Source organism: Bacillus sp. BS3(2021) (genome assembly GCF_021043345.1).
Lineage (GTDB): Bacteria > Bacillota > Bacilli > Bacillales > Bacillaceae > Bacillus > Bacillus paralicheniformis.
On sequence record NZ_JAJNDM010000002.1, the window covers coordinates 281,877 to 305,167 of the forward strand.

The following is a 23,291-nucleotide window of genomic DNA, read 5'->3' on the forward strand; positions in this document are numbered from 1 at the left end:
TTTATTTCAAAGTGAATATTGAGGTGCGCAGAGAGCCTTTCCTCCCTCTTTTCTTCGTGAATAAAAAAGGCTCCCCATGGCAAAATAACAAGAAGATTTAGAGGGGTTGAAACGATGAAACGACAAGCGAAAAAAGGAGATTTAAAATGGTGGCAGCTCTCCATGATCGGAGTCGGCTGCACAATTGGAACGGGGTTTTTTCTCGGTTCAAGCATCGCGATTAAGAAAAGCGGCTTTTCCGTATTAGCCGCCTTTCTTCTTGCTGCCCTTGGCACTTTTCTCGTCTTTCAGCAGCTGGCGAAATTAACGGCGGATCATCCTGTTGAAGGGTCTTTTTGTTCTTATGCCAGGGAAGCCTTCGGCAATTGGGCGGGGTTTAGCAATGGCTGGGTCTACTGGTCATCGGAAATGCTGATTATCGGGAGTCAGTTGACAGCGATCTCCCTGTTTACACGCCATTGGTTTAACCAGGTTCCGCTGTGGGTTTTCGCCTCCATTTATGCGATTCTCGGGCTGATCGTCATTTTCACAGGGCGCAGCAGTTTTGAAAAAACGGAAAACATACTGGCCGTGTTGAAAACGGCGGCCATTTTAATGTTTATCATCATCGCTGTCTTGGCATTGTGCGGGCTGTTGCCAGGAAAAACGCCTGACGCGCAGTTCCCTGACCGGGTTCACGAATTGTTCCCTTTCGGCTTTATGGGATTATGGACGGGGTTGATTTACACATTTTACGCCTATGGAGGAATAGAAGTCATGGGTCTGATGGCGATTCACTTAAAAGACCCGAAAGATTCATCAAAATCAGGGAGCCTGATGCTCATAACCCTTGCTGTGATTTACGTCGCATCGATCGGGCTGGCCATGCTCCTAGTCCCCCACGGGGCATTTACCGAACAGAACAGCCCGTTTATTACGTCATTAAAAGACTTTCATCTCGATTTGATCATGGATATTTTCAACGGCATTTTCATTATCGCCGGTTTTTCAACGCTGACCGCTTCCCTGTTCGCTGTCACCACACTGATGGGAACAATGGCGAAAAATGGAGATGCACCGGCCTGCTTTGCGAAAAAAGAAAAGGCGAAAGTATCGTGGCCGGCACTCGGCCTGACGGTGCTTGTTCTCGCTGCTTCCATCGTTCTGTCACTGCTTTTGCCGAAGCAGCTTTATGAACATATGACAACGGCCGCCAGCTTAATGCTGCTCTATAACTGGATGTTTATCCTGCTTTCCAGCAAAAAGCTCACAAAGCCAAAAATGAAAGGGAATGTCCAGATTATCACAGCGCTTGTCCTGATTTTATTTGCCGTTTCAGGTACGTTATTTGAAAAAAACAGCAGACCCGGCTTTTTTGTGAGCCTTCTGTTTCTTGCCGTTATTGCTGTTGTGACAATGCTGATGAAAAAAAGGTGGGCCCATCAGGAACAGAAAAACGGGCAGGCATAATCAGCCTCCCGCCTTCAGCAGTTCGAGCATCCCCTGATAGCCGAAGTAACATCCGAAAACAATTAGACTGATGCCCGCGAGCCAAGTCGTTGCCTGGATCATCCGCGGGCTTAAAAATGTTCTGAATGTCCCCGCAAGAAAAGACATGGCCAAGTCCCACAAAAAAAGTCCGATTAAAATGCCTGAACTGCATATTAGCAGCTGGTATGATTCGTACGTCTCTACCGTTTTCGCCAAAATGCTTCCGTAAATGCCGAGCCAGAACATGATGCTCAGCGGGTTTGAAAGGGAGATCACCAGCCCCGAAAAGAAGGATTTGCGGTATGAACCTTTCTCTCCCGCACCTCTCATCAGCGATACTTCCTTCGCCTTGACCAGGCTCTCGATCCCCGTATAGGTCAAAACAAAAAAACCAAACAGCCATAAAAATGTTTTTAAAAATGGCGCTGTCAAAAATTGAGCGACTCCAAAATAGATCAAAGCCATATATAAGACATCCGCCGTCACAGCGCCAAGACCAAACAGCCAGGCATGAAAGAAGCCACCTTTCATCCCCCTGTCGATCTGCGCCGCATTCACAGGGCCGACAGGTGCAGCCAAAGACAAGCCCAAAAACACATAACTCAGGAAGATGTTTATCATATCTCGTCCTCCTTCCGCGGATAACTTGTACAATGTATTCAAAAAGAGGACATGATAGAACAAACAGATTAAAAAGCCTTTTCCCATTGCGGGAAAAGGCTCTTCTTTATATGCCAAGCTTTGAAAGTGCAAATGTCCAAATGCAAATGATGAAAAGCAGGATCAAGCTATATTTAACGGTTTGGCTGAAAAGCTTTGATTCCTGCCCTGTCTCTTGGACCGCGGCTGTTGCAATCGCAATCGACTGCGGTGAGATCAGCTTGGCCATCACGCCTCCCGCGGTATTGGCGGCAAGCAGCAACGCTGAGCTTGTCCCGATTTGCGCTCCGGTGACAGCTTGCAGGTGGCCGAATAATGCATTGTTGCTGACGACTGAACCTGTGATAAACACGCCGATCCAGCCCAATACGGGACTGACGAACGGAAAAATATCCCCTGCTTTGGCAAGCGCCAGTCCGATGGTTGAACTCAATCCGGCATAATTGGCCAGGTTTGCAAAACCCATCACAAAGCAAATGGTCAGAACAGGAAGCCACAGTTCCTTGACCGTCTCTTTCAGGCTGGAAAGTCCTCCGCGGAAACTAATGTTTCGGCTCAGCACAATCGTGAAGATCACGGCGATCAGTATCGCCGTACCCGTCGCTGAAATGAAGTCAAGCTTCATCACGGCATCAAGCGGTGCCGGTTCCGGAGCTATTGGCGGCGTTTTCAGCACTTCCCGGTGAAGAAAAGGCATGTTGAATAAAATCGTCGATTGTTTCAGCCATCCGCCTTCCTGAAAAAGTCCTTTAAAACCGGGCAGGCTCCACACCGCAATGACAGCGGTCAAGATATAAAACGGAGACCAGGCTTTCATAATGTCTGCTGCATGATATTTTTCAGCGGGTTCATGTTCATTCCCGGTTTCTCTGTATATGTGACGCGGCTGCCACTTTTTCAAAAACAGCGCCAGCGCTCCCATACTGATTAAAGCGGCCAAAATGTCCGCAAGTTCCGGCCCCAATCCAATCATCGTTAAAGTCTGCACCGCCGTATAGCTTCCGCTTAATACAAGGAGAGCCGGCAGCGTTTCCCTTATTCCTTTAAACCCGTCCAGTATGAAAACGAGCAGGAACGGGACAAAGAAAGTGATGAACGGCAGCATCAAAGCGAGCGTTCTGGAAAGCTCAACTGGTGTCAAGCCTCCCATCTGTGCTCCTGTGATTACCGGAATTCCGATCGCTCCAAAGGCCCCGGATGCCGCATTCGCAATTAAACATAGAGATGCCGCTTTTAAAGGTTTAAAACCAAGCTCGACAAGAAGAACGGCGCTGATCGCAATCGGCACGCCGAAGCCTGCCGCGCCTTCCAAAAAGGCATTAAAACTGAACCCGATCAGCAATAACTGAAGCCGCTGGTCAGACGAAATCCCGGCAATGCTCGCTCTGATCACTTTAAACTTTCCGGTTTTGACAGAAATTTTGTAAAGCCATACAGCCATCAGGACAATATATCCGATCGGCCAAAGACCGTTTGCAATTCCAAGTAAAACGGCTGAGACAGCTTTCGCAGCCGGCATGTGAAAAAAGAAAACCGCTACAATAAAGCTGACCGCCAGCGTCAAAAATGACGCGATGATTCCTTTCATCTTCAGCACGGTCAATGCAAGGAGAAAGAAAAGAATCGGCAGAATGGCGGCAAAAGCGCTGATAAACAGATTCCCAAACGGATCGTATATCTGCTGCCACATTTTCATCATCTCGCAATCTTCATGGTGTTAGTATCTTCATGATGTTCAGTTATGCCTGCAGTTCAAAATGCGGTTTTAAAATTGCTTTTAACACACCTGCGCTATGCTTGAATTGCTGTTTTTCCTTTTCATTCAGGTCGAGCTCAACAATTTCCCTCGCTCCGCATCGGCCGACAACCGCCGGAACTCCGATATAAACATCATTTTCCCCAAATTCGCCTTCAAGATGTGCGCTCACGGTTAAAATCGCTTCTTCATTGCGGTAAATCGCTTTCGTGATACGCGCGAGGCTCATGGCAACTCCGTAGTATGTCGCACCTTTTTTCTCGATAATGTGGTAAGCGGCGTTTTTGACATTGTCAAACAGTTCATCAAGATCTTCTGCTTTGTATTTCTCATTTCTTTTCAGCAAGTCGCTGACGGGAACTCCGCCAATATTCGCGTGGCTCCAGACAGGCAGCTCCGTATCTCCATGTTCACCAATGATGTAGCCGTGCGCATTGTGGGCAGCGACACCGAAATACTCGCTGAGCAAGTAACGGAAACGGGCTGTATCAAGTGTTGTACCGCTTCCGATCACGCGTTCTTTCGGAAGTCCGCTGAATTTCCAAGTCGCGTAAGTCAAGATGTCGACCGGGTTTGTAGCGACAAGGAAGATGCCGTCAAAACCGCTGGCCATGACTTCTCCGATAATTCCTTTGAAAATTCTCAGGTTTTTTTCGACAAGATCCAGACGGGTTTCCCCCGGCTTTTGGTTTGCTCCGGCGCATACGCAGACAATGTCGGCGTCTTTGCAGTCCTCATATGTGCCGTACCATGTTTTCACAGGATGCGGGGCAAATGCTTTACCGTGGTTTAAATCCATGACATCGCCCATTGCTTTGTCTTTATTTAAATCAATGATCACAAGTTCGTCTGTGATACCTTGGTTAATTAACGTAAATGCATAACTGCTTCCAACAAAACCCGCACCGATCAAAACTGTACGGTTGACTTTTTGGTTTCTCATGACTCATCATTCCTTTGCCGTTTGTTTTAAAATCTAAGCTGTTTGTGAAACTCTTCACATTCATATTGTGCAATACTTCACATATTTTTTCAAGTGATATACATTTTTATTTATGTCTATTTTGTGTCTCTACATACTTCTTCCTTAAATTTGTACATTTTTTGGTAAAAATATGCCTTACAGCTAAAGAAAAATTGGTAAACGTGCTGCAAAAGACTGCTTTATCTGCAAGTGCATCAGGCCCATTCCAATCTAAGTTTCCCCTTTTCAACAGTCATAACACCTCAAATCTTCAGCAACATTCAATCATCGCCGGGTATAATGCCGTCCAAATTAACATTTTAAATATTCAATCTTTTAGTTTGTTAGTAAAGCTGACAAAAATACTGCCAACCCTATTCTATTTTGTCATGATAAATTCTAGAATCTATCGGATGGGGAGTGTTGCAATTGAAATTGGCGGATTTGAGGAAGAGCGGACACGCGCCTTCCTTGTTGTCATCTTTTTTATATTTCGATGTCAGCTTTATGATTTGGGTGTTGCTGGGGGCGCTTGGTGTTTATATTACGGCTGATTTTGATTTATCTCCATCACAGGTCGGATTGATTGTCGCCATACCTACTTTGGCCGGATCGTTTTTCCGGATTGTGCTCGGCATTTTAACCGACCGTTTCGGACCGAAAAAAACGGCTATTGGCGGAATGCTGGTGACGATGATTCCGCTGATATGGGGGTGGCAGTTCGGTTCATCGGTCGCCGAGCTGTATATCATCGGAATTTTACTCGGTGTGGCAGGCGCAAGCTTTTCCGCATCCCTGCCAATGGCGAGCCGCTGGTATCCGCCGCACTTGCAAGGCCTTGCCATGGGGATCGCCGGAGCGGGAAACAGCGGAACACTGCTCGCTACACTATTCGGCCCTCGCCTGGCGGAGCAAGTGGGCTGGAACGGCGTCATGGGATTGGCGCTGATTCCTCTGATACTCGTGTTATTCAGCTATTTCCTTATGGCAAAAGAACCTCCGAATCAGCCGGCGCCTAAACCGCTCAAAGACTATTTTGCTGTTTTCAAAGAAAGGGACACTTGGTATTTTTGCCTTCTCTACAGCGTAACATTCGGAGGTTTTGTCGGCTTGTCCAACTTTTTAAGCTACTTTTTTGCATCCCAATATGCCGTTCCGGCGGTAAGGGCCGGCGAATTTGTCACGCTCGTCGTTGCATCGGGAAGCTGCCTCCGCCCTGTCGGCGGGTTGATTGCCGATAAAATCGGCGGCGTGCGTCTGCTGCAATTCCTCTTTATCGGGGTGGCTCTGTGCATGTTCTCAGTCAGTATGCTCCCGTCTCTTGGCGTTGTCACAGCCGCATTATTTATCGGCATGGGCTGCCTCGGGATGGGGAACGGCGCGATATTCCAGCTTGTACCGCAGCGATTTCAGCAAGAGATCGGGATGGTGACGGGAGTCGTGGGCGCTGCGGGGGGAATCGGCGGATTCTTCCTCCCGAATATTCTCGGAACGCTGAAGCAAATCACGGGTACGTATTCAAGCGGATTCCTCACCTTTACCGTTATCGCATTTTTGGCACTCGGACTGCTTTTGCTTGCTCAGGCCGGATGGAAAAAACAGTGGAAAACCGAGGAGAAATCAATTCGAATATAAAGGGAGCCGCTCGATTCTTTTCGAGCGGTTTTCTATTCCTGCCAGGACCGTGACGATTGGATGCTCGTGTGAATAGAAGCAGCGTATATCACCCTGATCCTCCCGATTGTTGAAATGAAGATTCAAGCACTTTTTTCGCGAATTCCAGCATCCCGCTATCGAGCGGGTAAAGCCCGTTTGGCTCTTCAGATTTGCGAACCTTCCAAAATCGATTGGCTAAATCCTCATGTCCCTTAAATGAGTGATCAAACAAGCACATGATATCCTCCGCGATTTTGCTGTTTTTCACAATCTTACTCACATAATGCGGCGCGGGAAGCTTTTCAAAAGAGATTCGTCAAATTCGAATACCAGATATTCATCCATATCATGTTGTCCGTATAAAGCAGGATGCCGATGACGATCATCAGCGCGCCGCCGATTTTCATGAGCATATTCGAATATTTCATAAGCGGCCTGATGTTTCCGATAAAAAACGCCATGAGCAAAAAAGGAATGGCAAAACCTAGAGAATATGCGGTGATCATCATGAATGCGCTCCCAAAATCAGGGTTCTGAAAATTTGCATATGCGATCGTTCCGAATATAGGCCCGATGCACGGCGTCCAGCCCGCCGCAAAAACCATTCCGACAAGCATTGAATTCAACAAGCCTATTTTCCCTCTTCTAAACGAAAGGCGCCGCTCCTTCATCATGAAAGCCGGCCGGAAAACGCCGAGGAGGAACAGGCCCATGACGACGACAAATATTCCACCCAGCATGCGGATCAAGTTATGGTATTGCAAAAACAGCAGGCCAAACGAGCTGGCGGAGAAACCCAATATGTAAAAAATTACAGAAAAGCCGACCAAAAAAGCAGCCGCGTGAATCATCACCGATTGTTTGATGCGCTTTGCATCTCGGTCTTTCAAATCGCTGACCGAAATCCCGGTGATGTAGGAAATAAATGATGGATACAAAGGCAGGCAGCACGGAGAAATAAACGACAGGAAACCGCCGCCGAATGCCAGCCATAAAGCGGCCATATACTTCCATCCCCTTCATGTTTATATATTTTTTACCATGCGATTCTCTTTCTCTAGCATAACATAAAAAACCGCCTATCATGGCGGTGATTTTTTGTATATTTGAAGCCGTCGCCAGATCATCCGGCGGACGGCTTCTTCACTATCCTTTTTAACCGTTTAAAGCGGCTTTTTTCATATTGTCCTGAAGTTCCAATATGCGTTTGGCCCCTTCTTCGCGCAGGCGTTTGTTCTCATCTTCAATCTGCTTCGTCTCCTGCATGCCTTTGACAATCGTATTCCAAGACTGTTCGATCGTTTCAATATCGATGCTCGGCCTTCCGGACATTCTCGCGATTTCAACGGACTGGCTCGAAATATTTTCCGCGTTTCGCTTCAGCATTTCGTTGGTGCGGCGGTCGAGTTCGCTCATTGAATCGGCGACAAGCTTTTGGCGCTTGGCGGTCACCGCCTGGATGATGCCGTTTTTGAAAATCGGAATCGTAATGATGAATGCCGAGTTGATTTTTCCGATCAGCTTTGTGTTTCCGCGCTGGAGCAGACGGATTTGCGGCGCGGTTTGAATCGCAACCATCCGCGCCATATCGAGATCATACACCCGTTCTTCCAGCGCTTGAATACCATTTCGAAGCGTATCAAGCTCCATCTGTGCCATTTGGTTACCGCTGGCCGCTTTCGCTTCATATTCAGGGATGAGCTGCTGCAATTCTTCTATTTTCATCTGGCCGGCTACGACGTATTTCTCCAGCTCCACATAGTAATTGAGGTTGCTTTCATACATTTCATCAAGCGTCACGGTCGATTTTGTCATTTCATCTTTATATTTCGAAATTTCGACGTTGATTTTTTCGATTTCACCGCCGAGCGTTTGATATTTTTTAAATATTTTCTCGATCATGCTGTTGCCGCGCTTAAATAACTTGGAAAGCAGGCCTTTCTGTTCTTCAAAGTCATTCTTGTCAAAGCGGTCCATGATTTTACCGAGCTGCGTCAACATCGCACCTGAATCTGTCACACTGTTTGTTCTCATCATAGAGAGAATACGGTCTGAGAACTTGGATATTTCAAGAGCGGGCTCTTTTCCGAATTCTAAAAGCTCCACTTGGTTTTTCACGTCAATTTGCCGTGTCAGAGCTTGCACATCGGGCTCCCGGCGGAGTTTGGCACGGATGTCTTCCGCTTTTTCAATCGTGATCTCTTCCTCTTTACTGATATTGACGATGCTTGTTTCATTTGGATTTGCCATCAGAGTGGCTCCCTCCTTAAAAGATTTTATTGATGAACTTCCGGACGATTGACGGCTCTTTAAACTCCTGGTTGAAGGACATGTCATCAAGCCAATGGATATCGAAATGCTGTCCATCGATATAGCGGTCAATACACTTATAGCCCGGCGGATTATAGATGATGATATCGATGCCGATTTCATTTAACAAAAGCAAGGCGGCCGCGTCTGAACGGGTGAGTGTTCCCGTCTGTTCAGTGTGGTACAAGATCAGCTTCGGCACTGTCTGTGAATAGTCAAATGTCTGAATCATATTCAAAAGCGCTGCCGGAAGCTGTACCGCCTGGGTGAACAAATACAGCTGCACATCGGCTGATTTTTCATTGTTCAAGGCCAGCATCTTCGGGCTTTTGCACAGCCTGGAAACCGCTTGGGCAATGCCGCGCTGCACTCCCTCAGGCAAATGCTTGTAGCGCCATATATTGCTCTCCATTAATCGGCCCGGATCGATCGTCCCCGTTTGATCAAGCGCATGGCTGTAATGGAATTGATAATTGGACGTCTCTTCCTTTGTAAACGGGAAGCGCCGGATCGTATGCGACTCCTTATACTCCGTCAGCGTCTGCAGACGGTCCCAGTACTCTTTTTCATTGCCGGAGACGCCCATGACCATCGCGAATAAGTTCGGAATGTTGACCGTTGATTGAGACGCTTGAAAATCGGGTCTGATAAAGGCGCGTTCCTTCGCAATTAAAAACAGTTCATCATACGTGGTCTTCAAAGTCACGGAGACCGGGGTATGCTCCCTGAACTGCCAAGGTTTGTACATGAGCGAATCCTCATTGTGCAGAACAGTATCCAGCTCCTTCGCGGAACGGTACGCCACCGTTGATTTTCGCTGAGGCTTTTCAGTCGGGAACGGCTCTAATGCAGACGTGCCCGGGTATGTGAAAACAAAAGAAAGCTTTTGCTCAGGATCAAGCTGGCGAAATTCGTCTTTTCCCTCCGGATGAAACAGCAGCACATCACATCCGACAAGCATCAAATAGTATAAAAAATACCGTTGGCTCTTTGTGGTGTCCCCATACCAAACCACTTTCGGCATCGCATTTTCGCAGTCGGCTTCTTTCAGCCACTTCTCCAAATGATTGCCCATCCATTTGACAAGGTCGAGGAGGACCCGGCGAAACTCCGGATCGTTCAATCCTTTTTCATGAAAGGACTGAAACATCTGCAGCACTTCGATAAGCGCCTTCCTTAAATGGCGGTGCATCGCGGCGTCAGGGTGCTTAGGAATGAGCTGCTCCCCGTCGAGAAAAGCGGCAAACCGATTGACGGAAAGCCCTTTTTCTCTCTGATTGACCATATGGATGCGCTGTATGGCCTGAAACCTTTCCGGAGAAATGGTCTTATCAAGCGTCTCGCTTAACACATGCACATCACCGGACTCATACAGCTCATGGAGATATATGTAGTAATCCGTTTCATCGTGCGGCGTTCCGAGAATCCGTCCCGCCAGACGGCTTATCATCAGATGTCCGTTTTTTTCATACGGGGTTCTCTCCGGCAGCGGCTTCTTGATGATCTGCTTCCATTCATCATCATTGACCAGGGCGTTTTGAATATTAATCTCTTGATTCATAGCGCTCAGCCGTCTCCCCTTTCTTCTGAGTCAGTGTCACTTTTCCGTCCAAATACGGCACACATGCCCGCTCTTGTTACGGCATAGGTTGTCCCGAACTTTCGGATTGTTCCTGCAGGAAAATCATGCGCTCTCTTTCGGAGCGTAGACGAATCAATCCCCCACTCTTCACAAGCCTGCTGGGAACTGAGAATCTCGCTGCTCGTGAGATCGACTATTTTCATCATGGCTGTTCATCCTAAACATTCATTTGTTTTCTCCTGAGAATATTCACAATATATGATTGCCGTCTACGGCTCTTATTTTTGAGACCGGAGAGATGGTGCGGCATTTATACAGCAAAGGCGCTTTGCCCATTTCTCAACACCCGGCCCGGCCTAACTTCCGAACGATCCAAGATTTGAAAGCGGTTTGGACGCTCTAAGTATGTCTGTATAGCTGCGGTTTTCATGATATACACCGTAGATTTCAGCCTTTAATAATATTTTTTTGGCCCAGCTGAGGTACGGCTTGATTTCGATCATTTTATTTGAAAAAGAGCTTTTCACAACGCCTCGGGTGCCGTCGGCACTTTCGACGATGCTCAGGGCATCCAGATAATCTTCCATTGAGATAACGTGCAGGCTTTGGACCGCTTTTATTTGTGACGGATGAATCACGCTCTTGCCGTGAATGCCGTTGGCCAGATCAAGAAGCGTTTCATTGATCAATCCGTCTATATACCGATTGATCACAAGCGAAGATTCCCCCGCATCAGCCCAATTCGGCCCAAAAGTCTGAACTGTTCGCGAAGCATCTTCAAAGTACTCCCAGACAGGCCCCGAAATCACAAATTGCAAGCCGAAATAATTGACGATATCTTTGATGAAATCAGAGATGACCAAAACGTCATAAATCGGCGTTTCCGGTTTTCTTCTTATCCCATACAGACCGCACAAATCAGTCGCGCCGATCCTAATATTCAGAACGATATCTTGATAAAAGCCCAGCGTTGATTTTAATTCCTGCAGCGCCTTTGCCCTCGTTTCCATTGCCAGCAGGTCGGGTGTCTCAAAGATCGGCATTCCGTACAGCACAATGCCGGATTCTTGCGACAATTTCGTTAAAGTATCAAGATAGTGCTCCGCATTCAGCATCGAAAACTTCGGAAATACGAATCCGGTAAACAAGTGAAGCGCGCGGCCGAGCTTGTTGCCCAATTCGAGCATTTGCTCCGGTTCCCGCACCCGGATAAACATCAGCGGCAGCACATCGCCGCTGATGTTCTGCAGTTTTTGCGCCTGGTAAATCATGTCGGCCTGACTGACAAGATTGTTTTCAGCCTGGAGAACCTCACAATCGCCGATCGAATCTTCAAGGCAAAAAACGACCGAGCACAGCTCAGGATACTTGTTATTGATCATGACATCTGCTATATCTTTTCGGTTCCCCGGAACATAAAGCGCAGCTCCAAGCGCATGCTCCAGAATGTGCTTCGGAGAGTCTTTAGTAACCGAACCCGGCAGTTTGAAAAAGACATCTTCTTTTTGAGAGGCGGATAAAAAATCAAAGTATTGCATATGGGTCACCTTCTTTGAATAAGAATCATACACCCCTTTGATGTAAAAAAGGGCGGAGCAGATATACTCCCCCCTTTATGTTTTGCAGTTTGTTATTCTTCCTTTGACGCCGCCGTTTGCTCTTTCACAGCTTTTTGCTTGTTCATATAGTGAATGATGAATGTCACGGCAAAAGCGATAATCAGAATGATAAAGAAGACGCTGTGCGGCATTTCAATATGCCATACACTCGCAGCCATTTTCAGTGCGATGATCCCGATTAAAACAAAGGCCGTTGCTTCAAGTTCAGGCACTTTGTCAATCAGCGTCAGGAAGAATTTCGCAACGGTTCTCATCATTAAGATGCCGAGCATGCCGCCGATCAGAAGCACCCATACCTTTTCAGATACGGCAAATGCCGCTAGGATGCTGTCCACCGAAAATGCGAGGTCCATGAGTTCTACCGAAATGACAGTCGCCCAGAAGACCCCGAAAACGCGTACCATCCAGCTGTCTTTTTTGATGGCGTTTGATTCATCATCGCCCTCACCGATGAAGAAGTGCTTGATGACGAGCCATGCCAGATATGCGGCTCCGAGCAGTTTGATCCACCAGAATTTAATCAGGATCATACCAAGTCCAATGAATAGAAACCTAAAGAAGTAGGCTCCGATTAAACCGTACGTCAACGCTTTTTTGCGCTGTTTTTCCGGTAGGTGCTTTACCATGACGGCGAGAACGAGAGCGTTATCCGCCGATAAAAGCCCTTCCAGCACGACCAGCGAGCCGATCAGCCCCCATGAAACGGGGTCCGTTAATACTTCCACCCACATTTCCCAATCGAAAAATGAGGCGTAAACTGACATAATATGATGAAATAAATCCACTTTGGTTACCTCCTAATGATGAAAAAGCAAGACTGAACCACGCAAACGTGATTCAGCCGGCAAAACTAGACTTGCAGGCCGTAGTTGCGGCAAAGCGATGCCAATCCGCCGGAAAATCCGCTGCCGATCGCATTGAATTTCCAATCGGCTCCGTGACGGTACAATTCGCAAACAACAACCGCTGTCTCAATCGAAAAATCCTCTCCCAAGTCAAAGCGAAGCAGCTCCTCATTTGTTGATTCATCAACGAGCCGGACAAACGCATTTGAGACTTGTCCAAAGTTTTGGCTGCGGCTTTCCGCCTCGTGAATCGTCACCGTGATGCCGATCTTTTCAACATGGTCGGGTATTTTTGAGAAATCGACGATGATTTGCTCGTCATCGCCTTCACCTTCTCCTGTCCGGTTGTCACCCGTATGAATCACGGCGCCGCTCGGATGCTCGAGGTTGTTGTAAAAGACGAAGTCGCGTTCATTGATGCAACGATCGTTCTGATCGACAAGAAAAGCCGACGCATCCAAATCAAAATCGGCGCCGCCAGTATATTTGTTTGTATCCCAGCCTAAACCGATCAGCGCTTTCGTCAAACCGGGGTTCGTTTTCGTTAAATCGATCCTTTGCCCTTTAGATAATTGAATCGCCATCGATAGGACCTCCTTTAAGAAATGTCAGGCACCGGACAAACGGACGCCAGGGCGGCGACTGCTGTCCGGATCGTCAAAATCAGCCGACCTGCAGGCCGAAATCGGTGGCGATCCTCGCCAGTCCGCCTTGATAGCCTGAGCCGATCGCTGAGAATTTCCATTCTTCTCCGTGACGGTACAGCTCTCCCGTGATCAGCGCTGTTTCAATCGAGAAATCTTCACCCAGATCATAGCGGATTAACTCTTCATTCGAGTCTTCATTGATCACGCGAACATAAGCATTTGACACCTGTCCAAAGTTTTGGCGGCGCGCTTCCGCTTCATGAATCGTAATCACAAAAGAAATCTTTTGAATGTCGGCAGGCACTGCATTCAAATTGATTTTTACCTGCTCATCGTCTCCTTCGCCTTCACCTGTCCGATTATCGCCTGTATGTATGACAGCTCCGCCTGCGCCTTCGGTCTGATTATAGAAAATAAAGTCCTTTTCAGAAGCGCATTTGCCTTCTGCATTGAGCAGAAACACGCTCGCATCCAGGTCAAAATCAGCGCCGCCGTCATATTGATTGACGTCCCAGCCAAGGCCCACGACGACTTTCGACAATCCGGGATTTGTTTTTGTTAAATCGATCTTTTGTCCTTTCGCTAATGAAATTGCCATGTTATCTCCCCATTTCTTTTATGAATGTCAGGCGTAGCGTTTGACGATTTCCGTAATGCTCGTATCGTTTGTGCCTTCTCCGACAGCGGTGAATTTCCACTCGGCGCCGTCACGGTAAATCTCGCCCGCGATCAGGCTTGTCCGTCCAGAATAATCGTCCCGCAGATTGTATTTGACCATCTCCACGCGATCGTTCATATTGACGATGCGTATGAAGGCATTTTCAATCATTCCGAAATGCTGGCTTCGTTTCACGCAATCGTATATATTCACGACAAAGACAAGCTTATGAATATGCGAAGGAACTTTTTGCAAATCTACGATGATTTGTTCATCATCTCCGCTGCCTTCCCCTGTCAGATTATCTCCGGTATGTTCGATGCTGCCGCATCTGCTCTTCAAGTTTCCGAAATAAATGACGTTCTTGTTCTCTGTGACTCTTCCGTTTTCCAGCATCAGCACGGATGCGTCACAGTCAATATTCGGGGCTCCTCCTCCAAACAGCTTTCCAAAAAAACCGCCGCTTCCGGATGCTACCGGGTCCCAGCCGAGACCGACCAAAATCTTCGAAAGCCCCGCTTTCCCTTTTGTTAAATCAATCCGCTGACCTTTCTCTAAAGAAATAGCCAAACTGTTCACTCCTCCGTTGAATCATGACTTTCAAGATCACAGTGCTGGATGAGAATAAGAGTTTGATAGATCCAATTATCACGCCAGCGTGATTCATATCTTCACAACTACAAGACCAATGAATCATTATTTAACCTGCTTAACTATATATACGGAAAGATTCAGGGGAAAGTTTCGCGGTTTTTCAATATTTTTTTATCATCTTTTCATCCTGGCCAAAAGAGAGACGACAATAGTAGCGATTGCACGAAGTCATCGTGTTTGGTATAGTATATCTAAAAGATATATATCAAAAAGATACAGAAGGCGGTATGTATGACAAAAAGAAATCACACGACTTACGCTCTCCTTGGATTGATTACGGCCGGCTACCAGACGGGTTACGAAATGAAACGAATGATCGACCAAAGTTTGAATCATTTTTGGAAAATCAGCTACGGCCAAATTTATCCCGCGCTGCGCCAATTAACAGAAGCAGGCTGGGTCGCTGCATCTCCGACGCTCTCGGACAAAAAGCCGGACAGAAAAGAGTACCTGATTACCGATGAAGGTCAAAAAGCGCTGCATAGCTGGCTTGAAGAACCGATCAATGGCATCGCCTCAGAAAAAAACGAATTTTTGCTGAAGCTGTTTTTCAGCAAGGAAGAAGAGCGGGAGAAAACCGCTTTGAAAGTCAAGGAGTACCAACGAAAGCTTGAAGAACGGCTTGAGGCATATCAAGCAATCGAGCAGTCAATTCTTTCATGCAGCTCCCATTCAAAGGACAGAGAGTACTGGCTTTTCACTTTGGATTATGGAAAACGCACCACCTCGGCCGGAATTGAATGGTGTGAAGCCACAATCAACCGGCTGAATGGAAAGGAAGGGACCAATGGGTAAAACGATCATCAACAAGCCTTTTACTGCCGCCCCTGAAGATGAAGTCGTTGTATTTGTGATCGGGATGAGAATAAACAAGTGGCATGCTGTTCATAAATGGTGGCCGGTTTTTACCGCCATGGCCCCAATGATAAAAGAGCTTCATCAAAACAAAGACCTCGGCTTTCTGGCAACGGAATCATCCATCAATTTCAGGACGATTTTTCTCATTCAATATTGGCGTTCTTTCGAAGATTTGACAGCATATGCAAAGGCTGATAAACATATGGCGGCTTGGCGCCGTTTTTATCAGAAAACTGCCGCATCAGGAGCCGTTGGCATCTATCATGAAACGTATACTGTTCCAAAAGGGCGCTATGAGGCTTTTTACCATAACATGCCGTTGTTCGGCTTGGCAAAAGCATACGGACATCAACCTGTCACCAGCAGAATCAAAACCGCTGAGCAGCGAATGCGGGGATCAGATATAGCGGGAAAATAAGCAGAAAGGAGCCTTATCGGTTACCCGATAGGCCCCTTTTCTGCTTAAAAAGCTCCTGCCCCGTCGCCTCCGCCCGCTCCGGGACCGCCCGCATCATATGCCCCGGCGTGCTCCTGCGAAGACGGCAGCTGCCAGCTGTAAAACGGATAATGCAAACAGCCTGCTGCGGCCATACCCAGGACAGGGGAAGCGTAATCAAGCCTGCTTGCTGATTGATTAAACCATCCTGCAAATTCATCCTCAACTTCAAGCACAATTGCATAGATCATCGTCTTTTCGTTTTGAGACAGGCTTCTCCCTGAAAACAAATCTTCTTTTCTCAGATGGTTTCTCCAAGAAAGAATCGATCTTCGGCAGATGGAAGCGTACCTGCTCTCTTTTACGGCCGGAATGGAGGCAATCAATAAGATAGACAGCCCGACGCATATGCCGTAATACAAAATGGTATGGATGCTGTCGATAAACACAGATGCTAAAAACAAGCCGGCCAAAAACAAAATCGTATACAGCTTTGATTTTGCAAGAACAATGCCCGCCGACAGTGCAAAGCCAAATATGACGCAAGCCGCCATGAATCCGGCCTGATGCACCACGTCTGCATACAGGATAAAGAGCAGGAGTCCGGTATGGACCGAAAGCAGTGAAAGCGACAGCATTCTCAGCCAGCGGTTTTCTTGAAACAGCTCCTTGAATTCAGGCGCTTGTCTGACACTTTCCGTCCATTTTTGAACCACGTTTTGAAGAATGATCCTCTTTCGTTCATATTTGCCCAGCTGTTCCTTATGCTTGCATTCTTCCTCAGTCGGCCCGCTGAGGGAATCCAGCCTGAACATATAGGTATCGCTGCCCGTTTGCTCAAAAAGTTTTTCAATTAAGAGCTGATCAGGCTTTGGCAAATCCGCCTTGCTCCCGGAAAATTCGAATTGGTATGTGTCATCAGGCGCCTCAGGATCGTCAAGAAACCTTTCTTCCGCCTGTACCTTCCGCATAGTGACCAATCCCCGTTGATAAAGCGAAAGCATGCCGGCCAGGAGATCACGGTCTGTGAAACGGCCTTTTTTGTAAAGAAAAGCGACAAGTACAGGATCTAAGGACTCGAGTTCTGCAAACGAAAGCATGGCACGGCGTCTCTTCTTCAAAAACGAAAGCATGACAGCCATGATGACCATGAACCCGACAATCCCCGAAAATATCCAAATCATCCTGTCTGCGCCGGCAATCCGTTCATCCCGATCGGCGTAGCGTTTCGCCTCGTCTTTCTCCTCCTTCAGCAGCTCATCCTTTGTCTGATAAGAAGGGTGCCGGACCGCCTCTTTCAAGGCGCTCTGCGGAAAATATATCCTCAGTTCCGAGCCCGTGCCTGCGCGATAGAGTCCTGTCTCGTAGATGACTGATGAATCGTTCACCTTCGTAATCTTTCCGTTTCCTTTTTCACGCAAAAACGCATGAATATCACGTGCCTTTACCGAATCAGGCAGATGCACTTCAATCTTTACCCGGCCGAAATCCGTATTTGCCTTTTGGTAAAATGAATGAATCAAAATCGACGTGTCTTCAAACTTTTGGGCGGCATCTTCGATCACATAGCGAAACATCACTTTTTTTGTTTCATCCTTTGATGCCGAATAAGCATAATAAGTCCCGTCTTCTTTCTTTGTCTTCAACGGGATGGCTTGATCGCCTTTTTTTTGATGATTGGGAAGCAGATAGGCTTTAAAATTCTTCAAGCGGCTCGCGGTTTCTTCGCTGAACGATCTTGTCGCCCCTTCGAAAGAGCCTTTAAAATCGTATGTGTAAACTTCCTCTACGCTTAAATTACCGTTTTCTTTTACTGTCGCGCGTATATCAGCCCGCTCGATCGAAAAGGATTTGCCTGCTTCAGAAAAGCCTGTGACGAGAAAAAAGGCAATGAACATAAAAAAGAAAAAGGAGTGCTTCATCGTTTAGTAAATCCTTTCGTTTTTTGTATCTGCCTTATATACGGAAAAGCAAGGAAATTGTTTCAGCGGTTCACAGAAATGACAGAGATGACAATTTTATTATAAAAGCACATCTACGGTCTGCCGCACAAGCCATAAAAGAAAATATGCATCATTTCCTCTGTAAACTGTCTGTTTTTTTCAAAGGCTTCACCCAAAGTTTTTGAATGTTCAATGATCATATTCATAAAGATGAGAAAGCTTTCCGCGGTGATCTTGGGAGAGATTTCGCCTGACCGATGACCTTTTTCAATCATTTGGAGCATAAGGGGAATGATTTTTTCATCGTATTGCCGCTTTACATAATCCATTATTTCACTGTCTTCGATCATCACCTCTTTGACGACCGTTAGAGCAAATTTTTGATTATTGGCTTCCCTTTTCTGCAAAATCATCAATTCGATCTTTTCTTTAACGGAAATATCTTTGTTCATATATTCTTCAAAATCGCTGATGGACTGATCGATATAGTCTTTGAAAACCTCTTTCAGGAGCGCTTCTTTGCTTCCAAAGTAATTATAGATCGTCACCTGCGAAACATTTGCCGCTTTTGCGATATCGGTTATCCGGATGCGCTTTGGCTCCCATGTTTTGAGCATATCCAAAGCCGTCTTTTTGATTTTCTCTTTAATCAGCAAAGCCCTTTTTTCAAATCCGTTCATATAACCATCCTTACATATCTTTCTTAATGAAATTATAACATAAAAATATTTCACTAATTCCGTTGACAAAAAAGTTCATAAGAACGTAAAATTAGTTTTGTAATTATTAATCACTATTATTTCATAATTTTCATTTTGGAGGTGTCACATGCTGACAGTTGAACGTCTTACGAAAAAGTTTTCCAATGGCAAAGGTATATTTGATGTTTCATTTCATGTTCAAAAAGGTGAAGTGTTTGGATTTTTAGGTCCAAACGGAGCTGGAAAATCAACAACCATTCGACATATCATGGGGTTTATGAAGCCTGATCAAGGCGATATCAAAGTAAACGGAATGAACGTCCGGAATCATCAAGGCGACATTCAGCGGCATATCGGCTATCTTCCCGGAGAGATTGCATTTATCGAAGGAATGACGGGAAAACAATTTCTCGATTTCATGGCAAACATGCACGGTTTAAAAGATACAGCTAAGCGCAATGAACTCATCGAACGGCTCCAATTCGATGTTCATACGCCGATCAGAAAAATGTCGAAAGGAATGAAGCAAAAAGTCGGGATTGTCGCTGCCTTTATGCACAGCCCTGAAGTCATCATTCTTGACGAACCGACATCAGGCCTCGATCCGCTGATGCAAAAAGTGTTTATTGAAATCGTGCTCGAAGAAAAAGCGAGAGGAACGACGTTTTTAATGTCTTCCCACAGCTTTCCTGAAATCGAACGAACCTGTGACAGAGCCGCCATTATAAAAGACGGCATCATCATTGCCGTCAAAGATATCCATGAACTGCAGTCGATGCAGCGAAAGGTATTCGAAGTTACATTTGAAAAAAAGGGCGACATTCCCGCCTTCATGAATTCGGGTCTGCAAATCGAATCCCGGACGGACAATCGTGTCAAAGTGGCCGTTTTAGGGAACCATGATCAATTTATTAAAGAAACCGCCAAATATCACATTCGGCACATTGATTCTTCTTCACAAAGCCTGGAAGAGATTTTCATGAACTACTATGACAGAAAGGGGACAGTGAAATGAACTTCTCCCTGTACAAACAAATGATGAGAACAAACATGAAAGGAATCATAAGCTACGGGGCAGGCTCCGCTTTCTATATTCTTTTGATACTGGGCATTTATCCAAGCATCGCGGGCAATGCGGAGGATATTGAGAAAATGATCAAATCAATGCCGGAAGGCTTTCTCAATGCTTTTGGGTTTGAAAACGGACTGGGGAATCTTGAAGATTTTATGTCTGGAGAGTATTACGGTTTAATCTTTATCGTGATTTTGTCGATCTTCTCTGTCATGCTGTCGACTAAGCTTTTGGCAAAGCTCGTGGATCAAGGGTCAATGGCCTATATTCTGTCTGCGCCGACAACGCGCGGCAAAGTGGCTTTCACCCAAGCAGCCGTTTTAACGACAGGTCTTTTGATCATTATGGCCGTGACGACAGCGGCCGGGCTGGCGGGCTACCATTTGATGCTGGGCGGTGATTACGATTTTAATGTGTCAAGGTTTCTCGTTCTGAACTTGCTCGGCTTTCTGCTCTTCTTTGCCGTCGGCGGCATCTCGTTCCTCTTTTCGGCCATTTCAAATGACGAAAAAAGAGCCCTCGGACTTTCCGGAGGCATCACGTTTTTATTCTTCAGCTTCGACTTGCTCGGCAAACTAAGCGAAAAGACGGAATGGATGAGGAGCCTATCGGTTTTCTCTTTATTCAGACCTGGCGATATTGTAAACGGGAGCGCCGATATCGCTCAAGTGTCTCTTGTTCTTGCCGCGGTCGGTTTTGCCGCCTTCGCACTCAGCATTCTCATCTTTAAAAAGCGCGACTTGCCGCTGTAATATAAAAACGCCGCTCCCGATCAGGAACGGCGTTTGTTTCTGTATGATATTTTATTCAACGACCCGTCTGACAACTCCGCTGAAGGCTTTCTTCCAATACGGGTTGCTCATAGAATCGACGGATACCCCGCGTGAGCTATTATCGTTCAAGAATGTGCCATTGCCAAGATAAATACCCACGTGGCCGTTCGTTTTGTATGTGTCAAAGAAGACCAAGTCTCCACGCTTCATTTCAGACGCGCTCACAGCTCGTCCTTTGCCGACAAGCGTGCTTGTTGTCGCACCGAATCCAAGCTCTACGCCTGCTGATGCATAAGCCCAGCGTACGAATGATGAGCAGTCGAAACGACGGTTGTCGATATCAGCTTGAGAACGTCCGCCTCCCCATACGTACGGAGATCTGCCGACGATGCTTGAACCTGTGCTGATGGCAGCTTCAATCGCGTTTCCATTGCTGCTGACAACAGAACCGGAAGAGTAGTTTCTTGACGGGCTGCTGCTTTTCTTGCTGCTTGAAGAACCGCTGTTGGACGATCCGTTGGATTTGCTGACTGAACCTGAGGTTGATCCTGAGTCTGATTTTTCAGCCGTAGCAGATTCTTCTTTCGCTTTTGCTGCTGCAGCCGCTGCAGCTCTTTCTTCTTTAAGTTTTTGTTCAAGAGCGGCTTCTTCTTTTGTCAGTGAGCCCGCTTCTTTTTTCAGATCGCTCAGCTCTGATTCTGCTGCCGCCTGTTTCGTTTGCAGCTGCTTAGAAAGGTTCGCCTGTTCTTTCAGCTGTTTATCAAGATCCGATTTAAGCGTTTTTAAATCGGCTAAAGTTTTTTGGATTTCATCCAGTTTTGTATTTAAGTCAGACATTGCTTTTTCAAGCTTGTTTTTATCTTTCTCCTGCTCGTCAAGCAGGTCTTTATCCGCGTCAACAATTGTTGAAACAGCCGTTGCACGAGTGATAAAATCTCCGAAGCTTTGTGCGCCCAGAAGGACATTCAGATAGTTTTGGGATCCGCCGTTTTCCTGCAGGCTGCGCACGCGATTTTTAATCACTTTTGAACGCTCTTCAATCCGCTTTTCAGTTTCTTTGATTTCTTTTTTCAGAGCTTCCACTTCTTTTTTGGTTTTTTTGTTTTCTTTTTCTTTGTCTTCGATTTTGTTGCTTGTTTCAAGTGCTTTTTTATCAAGCTCTTGGATTTTGGCTTCAAGCTTTTTCTGCTCGTCTTGCAGCTTGGCGATTTCTTTCCGTTTGCCCTCGATGCCTGAATTCACTTCAGAACGCTTTTGCTGAATTTCTTGTTTTTGCTGAGAGGTTTCTGCCGATGCCGTGTTGTTCATAAAGGGGGTAAATAGACTAGCTGTTCCGAGAATCGACGCTAAACCAAAAGTATAAACCTTTTTTTTCACTTTCTACTCCTCTTTCCTTTATGTATTCTTGTTTTTTCATTATGTAAATTCGCTTGAACATTATTAAAAAATGAATCTTATGACCTATGATTAATATATCCGTTACCGATGTACAGACGTTATTATACCATCTATTTTCGACAATAGGCGTCAATTTATATTACATTTATATTTCGTTTTTGTTTCAGCAGTGTCATGTTTTGACTCATCTTGTTTTAACTCTCGTATTCTCTTCGATTTGACCCTTCCTGCTGTTTTTCATATGCTTGTCTTACTGAAAAGGAAGGCCGGTGACAAATGATGCAGCTCAGTGTTCTTGACCAGGTTCCAATATCAAAAGGCTCAGATGCGTATTCAGCCTTGAAGCATTCTGCAGAGCTGGCGGAGCTCGCGGATCAATGGGGGTACAAAAGGTATTGGTTTGCCGAGCATCACAGCACACGCGGACTTGCCAGCACCGCTCCCGAAATCATGATCGCACACATTGCGGCAAAAACTGCAAACATTCGCGTCGGTTCGGGCGGTGTTCTGCTTCCTCAATACAGTCCCTTTAAAGTGGCTGAAAGCTTTCGGCAGCTTGAAGCCCTTTATCCCGGGAGGATTGACCTGGGGATCGGCCGCTCTCCGGGAGGCACAGCCAAAACGAGGCTGGCGCTGACAGACGGGGTTCATAAAAGCCTGGACGAATTCCCGAGACAGCTTCAAGACTTGTTGGGCTTTTTGACTGATTCCGTCCCTTCCGGACACGATTATTTCGGAATCAAAGCGGCCCCTTTGACAGATTCGCCGCCGGAGGTGTGGCTTTTAGGGCTTGGAGAAAACAGCGCGAAATTGGCCGGTGACATGGGAGCGGGATACGTATTCGGACATTTCATCAATTCCGCAAGAGGGAGGAACGCCTTTCAATTATATCGGGAAAGCTTTCGGCCTTCTCCTTTCTTTAAGCGCCCCCAATCTTTGGCCGCCGTTTTCGTCGTTTGTGCGGAATCCGATGAAAAAGCTGAGGAGCTTTGCTTGAGCCAGGATTTATGGCTTCTAAGAGTTGAAAAAGGATTGGACAGTCTTGTCCCAAGCATTGAGGAGGCAAGATCTGCCGCTTACACCGCTGCCGATAAAAAAAAGCTTGCCCACAACCGCAGCCGTATGGTGATCGGGTCTCCTCGAACGGTCAAAAGAAAACTGCTCGAGCTCTCTGACCGATATCAAACAGATGAGTTTATGGTTTTGACGAACGTTTACCGGTTTGAAGATAAGAAGCAGTCTTACGAAAGACTTGCAGAGTTATTTTGATCAAAAAACATCCCTTTTCA

The 23,291-nt window shown here is 46.4% G+C and carries 23 protein-coding genes; 7 read left to right on the forward strand and 16 right to left on the reverse strand.

Going from position 1 to position 23,291, the window contains the following annotated elements; translation table 11 throughout:
- The first annotated feature begins 114 nt into the window (after positions 1-114).
- The gene (locus LQ247_RS06625) at positions 115-1,449 is read left to right on the forward strand and encodes an amino acid permease (protein WP_231005767.1); all 1,335 of its coding nucleotides are present in this window, start codon (positions 115-117) and stop codon (positions 1,447-1,449) included.
- On the opposite strand, the gene LQ247_RS06630 is transcribed toward LQ247_RS06625, so the two are convergent.
- The 3 genes from LQ247_RS06630 to LQ247_RS06640 form a co-directional block, all read right to left on the reverse strand.
- Entirely contained in the window at positions 1,450-2,088 is a 639-nt protein-coding gene (locus LQ247_RS06630) for a LysE family translocator (RefSeq protein ID WP_025810792.1), read from the reverse strand.
- A 109-nt stretch (positions 2,089-2,197) separates the two neighbouring features.
- Positions 2,198-3,820 carry an L-lactate permease gene (locus LQ247_RS06635; RefSeq protein WP_025810793.1) on the reverse strand — a complete coding sequence of 541 codons (1,623 nt, stop codon included), beginning with the start codon at positions 3,818-3,820 and terminating at the stop codon, positions 2,198-2,200.
- A 49-nt stretch (positions 3,821-3,869) separates the two neighbouring features.
- Complete coding sequence (locus LQ247_RS06640; protein ID WP_020450073.1) at positions 3,870-4,829, reverse strand: L-lactate dehydrogenase; 960 nt, start codon at positions 4,827-4,829, stop codon at positions 3,870-3,872.
- A 450-nt stretch (positions 4,830-5,279) separates the two neighbouring features.
- On the opposite strand from LQ247_RS06640, the gene LQ247_RS06645 reads away from it, so the two are divergent.
- Positions 5,280-6,485, forward strand: coding sequence for a nitrate/nitrite transporter (locus tag LQ247_RS06645; protein WP_023857806.1), 1,206 nt, complete (start codon positions 5,280-5,282; stop codon positions 6,483-6,485).
- 88 nt (positions 6,486-6,573) lie between these two features.
- Here the strand turns inward: LQ247_RS06645 and LQ247_RS06650 are convergent, their stop codons facing one another.
- The 10 genes from LQ247_RS06650 to LQ247_RS06695 all read right to left on the reverse strand — a co-directional run bounded on the left by LQ247_RS06650 (position 6,574) and on the right by LQ247_RS06695 (position 14,737).
- Positions 6,574-6,774: a hypothetical protein gene (locus LQ247_RS06650; protein ID WP_025810794.1), complete on the reverse strand. Its 201-nt coding sequence runs from the start codon at positions 6,772-6,774 to the stop codon at positions 6,574-6,576.
- Between the two features lie 34 nt (positions 6,775-6,808).
- A complete protein-coding gene (locus LQ247_RS06655) occupies positions 6,809-7,510 on the reverse strand; it encodes a cytochrome c biogenesis CcdA family protein (RefSeq protein WP_026580495.1) in 702 nt (233 codons plus the stop codon).
- A gap of 151 nt (positions 7,511-7,661) precedes the next feature.
- Positions 7,662-8,756: a toxic anion resistance protein gene (locus LQ247_RS06660; protein ID WP_020450069.1), complete on the reverse strand. Its 1,095-nt coding sequence runs from the start codon at positions 8,754-8,756 to the stop codon at positions 7,662-7,664.
- Positions 8,757-8,772: 16 nt separating this feature from the next.
- Entirely contained in the window at positions 8,773-10,377 is a 1,605-nt protein-coding gene (locus tag LQ247_RS06665; protein ID WP_231005768.1) for a YceG family protein, read from the reverse strand.
- 5 nt (positions 10,378-10,382) lie between these two features.
- Complete coding sequence (locus tag LQ247_RS06670; protein WP_003178729.1) at positions 10,383-10,604, reverse strand: helix-turn-helix domain-containing protein; 222 nt, start codon at positions 10,602-10,604, stop codon at positions 10,383-10,385.
- Between the two features lie 150 nt (positions 10,605-10,754).
- Entirely contained in the window at positions 10,755-11,936 is a 1,182-nt protein-coding gene (locus LQ247_RS06675; protein ID WP_020450067.1) for an HpcH/HpaI aldolase/citrate lyase family protein, read from the reverse strand.
- A gap of 92 nt (positions 11,937-12,028) precedes the next feature.
- Positions 12,029-12,802: a TerC family protein gene (locus LQ247_RS06680; protein WP_020450066.1), complete on the reverse strand. Its 774-nt coding sequence runs from the start codon at positions 12,800-12,802 to the stop codon at positions 12,029-12,031.
- Positions 12,803-12,867: 65 nt separating this feature from the next.
- Positions 12,868-13,446 carry a TerD family protein gene (locus tag LQ247_RS06685; protein ID WP_020450065.1) on the reverse strand — a complete coding sequence of 193 codons (579 nt, stop codon included), beginning with the start codon at positions 13,444-13,446 and terminating at the stop codon, positions 12,868-12,870.
- A gap of 79 nt (positions 13,447-13,525) precedes the next feature.
- The gene (locus LQ247_RS06690) at positions 13,526-14,107 is read right to left on the reverse strand and encodes a TerD family protein (protein WP_020450064.1); all 582 of its coding nucleotides are present in this window, start codon (positions 14,105-14,107) and stop codon (positions 13,526-13,528) included.
- 27 nt (positions 14,108-14,134) lie between these two features.
- A complete protein-coding gene (locus LQ247_RS06695; RefSeq protein ID WP_020450063.1) occupies positions 14,135-14,737 on the reverse strand; it encodes a TerD family protein in 603 nt (200 codons plus the stop codon).
- Between the two features lie 315 nt (positions 14,738-15,052).
- Here LQ247_RS06695 and LQ247_RS06700 point away from each other — a divergent pair, with 315 nt between their 5' ends.
- Together LQ247_RS06700 and LQ247_RS06705 are read left to right on the forward strand one after the other, a co-directional pair.
- On the forward strand, positions 15,053-15,616 hold the full coding sequence (locus tag LQ247_RS06700; protein WP_025810795.1) for a PadR family transcriptional regulator: 564 nt from the start codon (positions 15,053-15,055) through the stop codon (positions 15,614-15,616).
- Complete coding sequence (locus LQ247_RS06705) at positions 15,609-16,097, forward strand: DUF4188 domain-containing protein (protein ID WP_023857802.1); 489 nt, start codon at positions 15,609-15,611, stop codon at positions 16,095-16,097. Before LQ247_RS06700 ends, LQ247_RS06705 begins: the two co-directional genes overlap by 8 nt.
- Before the next feature lie 44 nt (positions 16,098-16,141).
- Here LQ247_RS06705 and LQ247_RS06710 read toward each other — a convergent pair whose 3' ends face one another.
- Positions 16,142-18,037, reverse strand: a complete 1,896-nt coding sequence (locus LQ247_RS06710) for a DUF2207 domain-containing protein (RefSeq protein WP_231005769.1) — start codon at positions 18,035-18,037, stop codon at positions 16,142-16,144.
- Positions 18,038-18,150: 113 nt separating this feature from the next.
- Positions 18,151-18,738 (reverse strand): TetR/AcrR family transcriptional regulator, encoded by a 588-nt coding sequence (locus tag LQ247_RS06715; protein WP_023857800.1) that lies wholly within the window; start codon positions 18,736-18,738, stop codon positions 18,151-18,153.
- A gap of 148 nt (positions 18,739-18,886) precedes the next feature.
- Here LQ247_RS06715 and LQ247_RS06720 point away from each other — a divergent pair, with 148 nt between their 5' ends.
- On the forward strand, positions 18,887-19,774 hold the full coding sequence (locus tag LQ247_RS06720; protein WP_212110303.1) for an ABC transporter ATP-binding protein: 888 nt from the start codon (positions 18,887-18,889) through the stop codon (positions 19,772-19,774).
- A complete protein-coding gene (locus LQ247_RS06725) occupies positions 19,771-20,583 on the forward strand; it encodes an ABC transporter permease subunit (RefSeq protein WP_023857798.1) in 813 nt (270 codons plus the stop codon). The genes LQ247_RS06720 and LQ247_RS06725 overlap by 4 nt, the downstream gene beginning before the upstream one ends.
- 51 nt (positions 20,584-20,634) lie before the next feature.
- Here the strand turns inward: LQ247_RS06725 and LQ247_RS06730 are convergent, their stop codons facing one another.
- Entirely contained in the window at positions 20,635-21,981 is a 1,347-nt protein-coding gene (locus LQ247_RS06730; protein WP_043054039.1) for a C40 family peptidase, read from the reverse strand.
- 297 nt (positions 21,982-22,278) lie between these two features.
- Between LQ247_RS06730 and LQ247_RS06735 the strand changes: the two genes are divergently transcribed.
- Positions 22,279-23,271, forward strand: a complete 993-nt coding sequence (locus LQ247_RS06735) for an LLM class flavin-dependent oxidoreductase (protein WP_223254832.1) — start codon at positions 22,279-22,281, stop codon at positions 23,269-23,271.
- Positions 23,272-23,291: the final 20 nt, after the last annotated feature.

What these genes read in the sequence shown, in the direction of transcription:
- LQ247_RS06700 (WP_025810795.1), top strand. Translation starts at nt 15,053, where the DNA reads ATGACAAAAAGAAATCACACGACTTACGCTCTCCTTGGATTGATTACG.
- LQ247_RS06685 (WP_020450065.1), bottom strand. Translation starts at nt 13,446, where the DNA reads ATGGCGATTCAATTATCTAAAGGGCAAAGGATCGATTTAACGAAAACG.
- LQ247_RS06675 (WP_020450067.1), bottom strand. Translation starts at nt 11,936, where the DNA reads ATGCAATACTTTGATTTTTTATCCGCCTCTCAAAAAGAAGATGTCTTT.
- LQ247_RS06705 (WP_023857802.1), top strand. Translation starts at nt 15,609, where the DNA reads ATGGGTAAAACGATCATCAACAAGCCTTTTACTGCCGCCCCTGAAGAT.
- LQ247_RS06655 (WP_026580495.1), bottom strand. Translation starts at nt 7,510, where the DNA reads ATGGCCGCTTTATGGCTGGCATTCGGCGGCGGTTTCCTGTCGTTTATT.
- LQ247_RS06690 (WP_020450064.1), bottom strand. Translation starts at nt 14,107, where the DNA reads ATGGCAATTTCATTAGCGAAAGGACAAAAGATCGATTTAACAAAAACA.
- LQ247_RS06715 (WP_023857800.1), bottom strand. Translation starts at nt 18,738, where the DNA reads ATGAACGGATTTGAAAAAAGGGCTTTGCTGATTAAAGAGAAAATCAAA.
- LQ247_RS06720 (WP_212110303.1), top strand. Translation starts at nt 18,887, where the DNA reads ATGCTGACAGTTGAACGTCTTACGAAAAAGTTTTCCAATGGCAAAGGT.
- LQ247_RS06635 (WP_025810793.1), bottom strand. Translation starts at nt 3,820, where the DNA reads ATGTGGCAGCAGATATACGATCCGTTTGGGAATCTGTTTATCAGCGCT.
- LQ247_RS06625 (WP_231005767.1), top strand. Translation starts at nt 115, where the DNA reads ATGAAACGACAAGCGAAAAAAGGAGATTTAAAATGGTGGCAGCTCTCC.
- LQ247_RS06725 (WP_023857798.1), top strand. Translation starts at nt 19,771, where the DNA reads ATGAACTTCTCCCTGTACAAACAAATGATGAGAACAAACATGAAAGGA.
- LQ247_RS06665 (WP_231005768.1), bottom strand. Translation starts at nt 10,377, where the DNA reads ATGAATCAAGAGATTAATATTCAAAACGCCCTGGTCAATGATGATGAA.
- LQ247_RS06660 (WP_020450069.1), bottom strand. Translation starts at nt 8,756, where the DNA reads ATGGCAAATCCAAATGAAACAAGCATCGTCAATATCAGTAAAGAGGAA.
- LQ247_RS06735 (WP_223254832.1), top strand. Translation starts at nt 22,279, where the DNA reads ATGATGCAGCTCAGTGTTCTTGACCAGGTTCCAATATCAAAAGGCTCA.
- LQ247_RS06710 (WP_231005769.1), bottom strand. Translation starts at nt 18,037, where the DNA reads ATGAAGCACTCCTTTTTCTTTTTTATGTTCATTGCCTTTTTTCTCGTC.
- LQ247_RS06670 (WP_003178729.1), bottom strand. Translation starts at nt 10,604, where the DNA reads ATGATGAAAATAGTCGATCTCACGAGCAGCGAGATTCTCAGTTCCCAG.
- LQ247_RS06640 (WP_020450073.1), bottom strand. Translation starts at nt 4,829, where the DNA reads ATGAGAAACCAAAAAGTCAACCGTACAGTTTTGATCGGTGCGGGTTTT.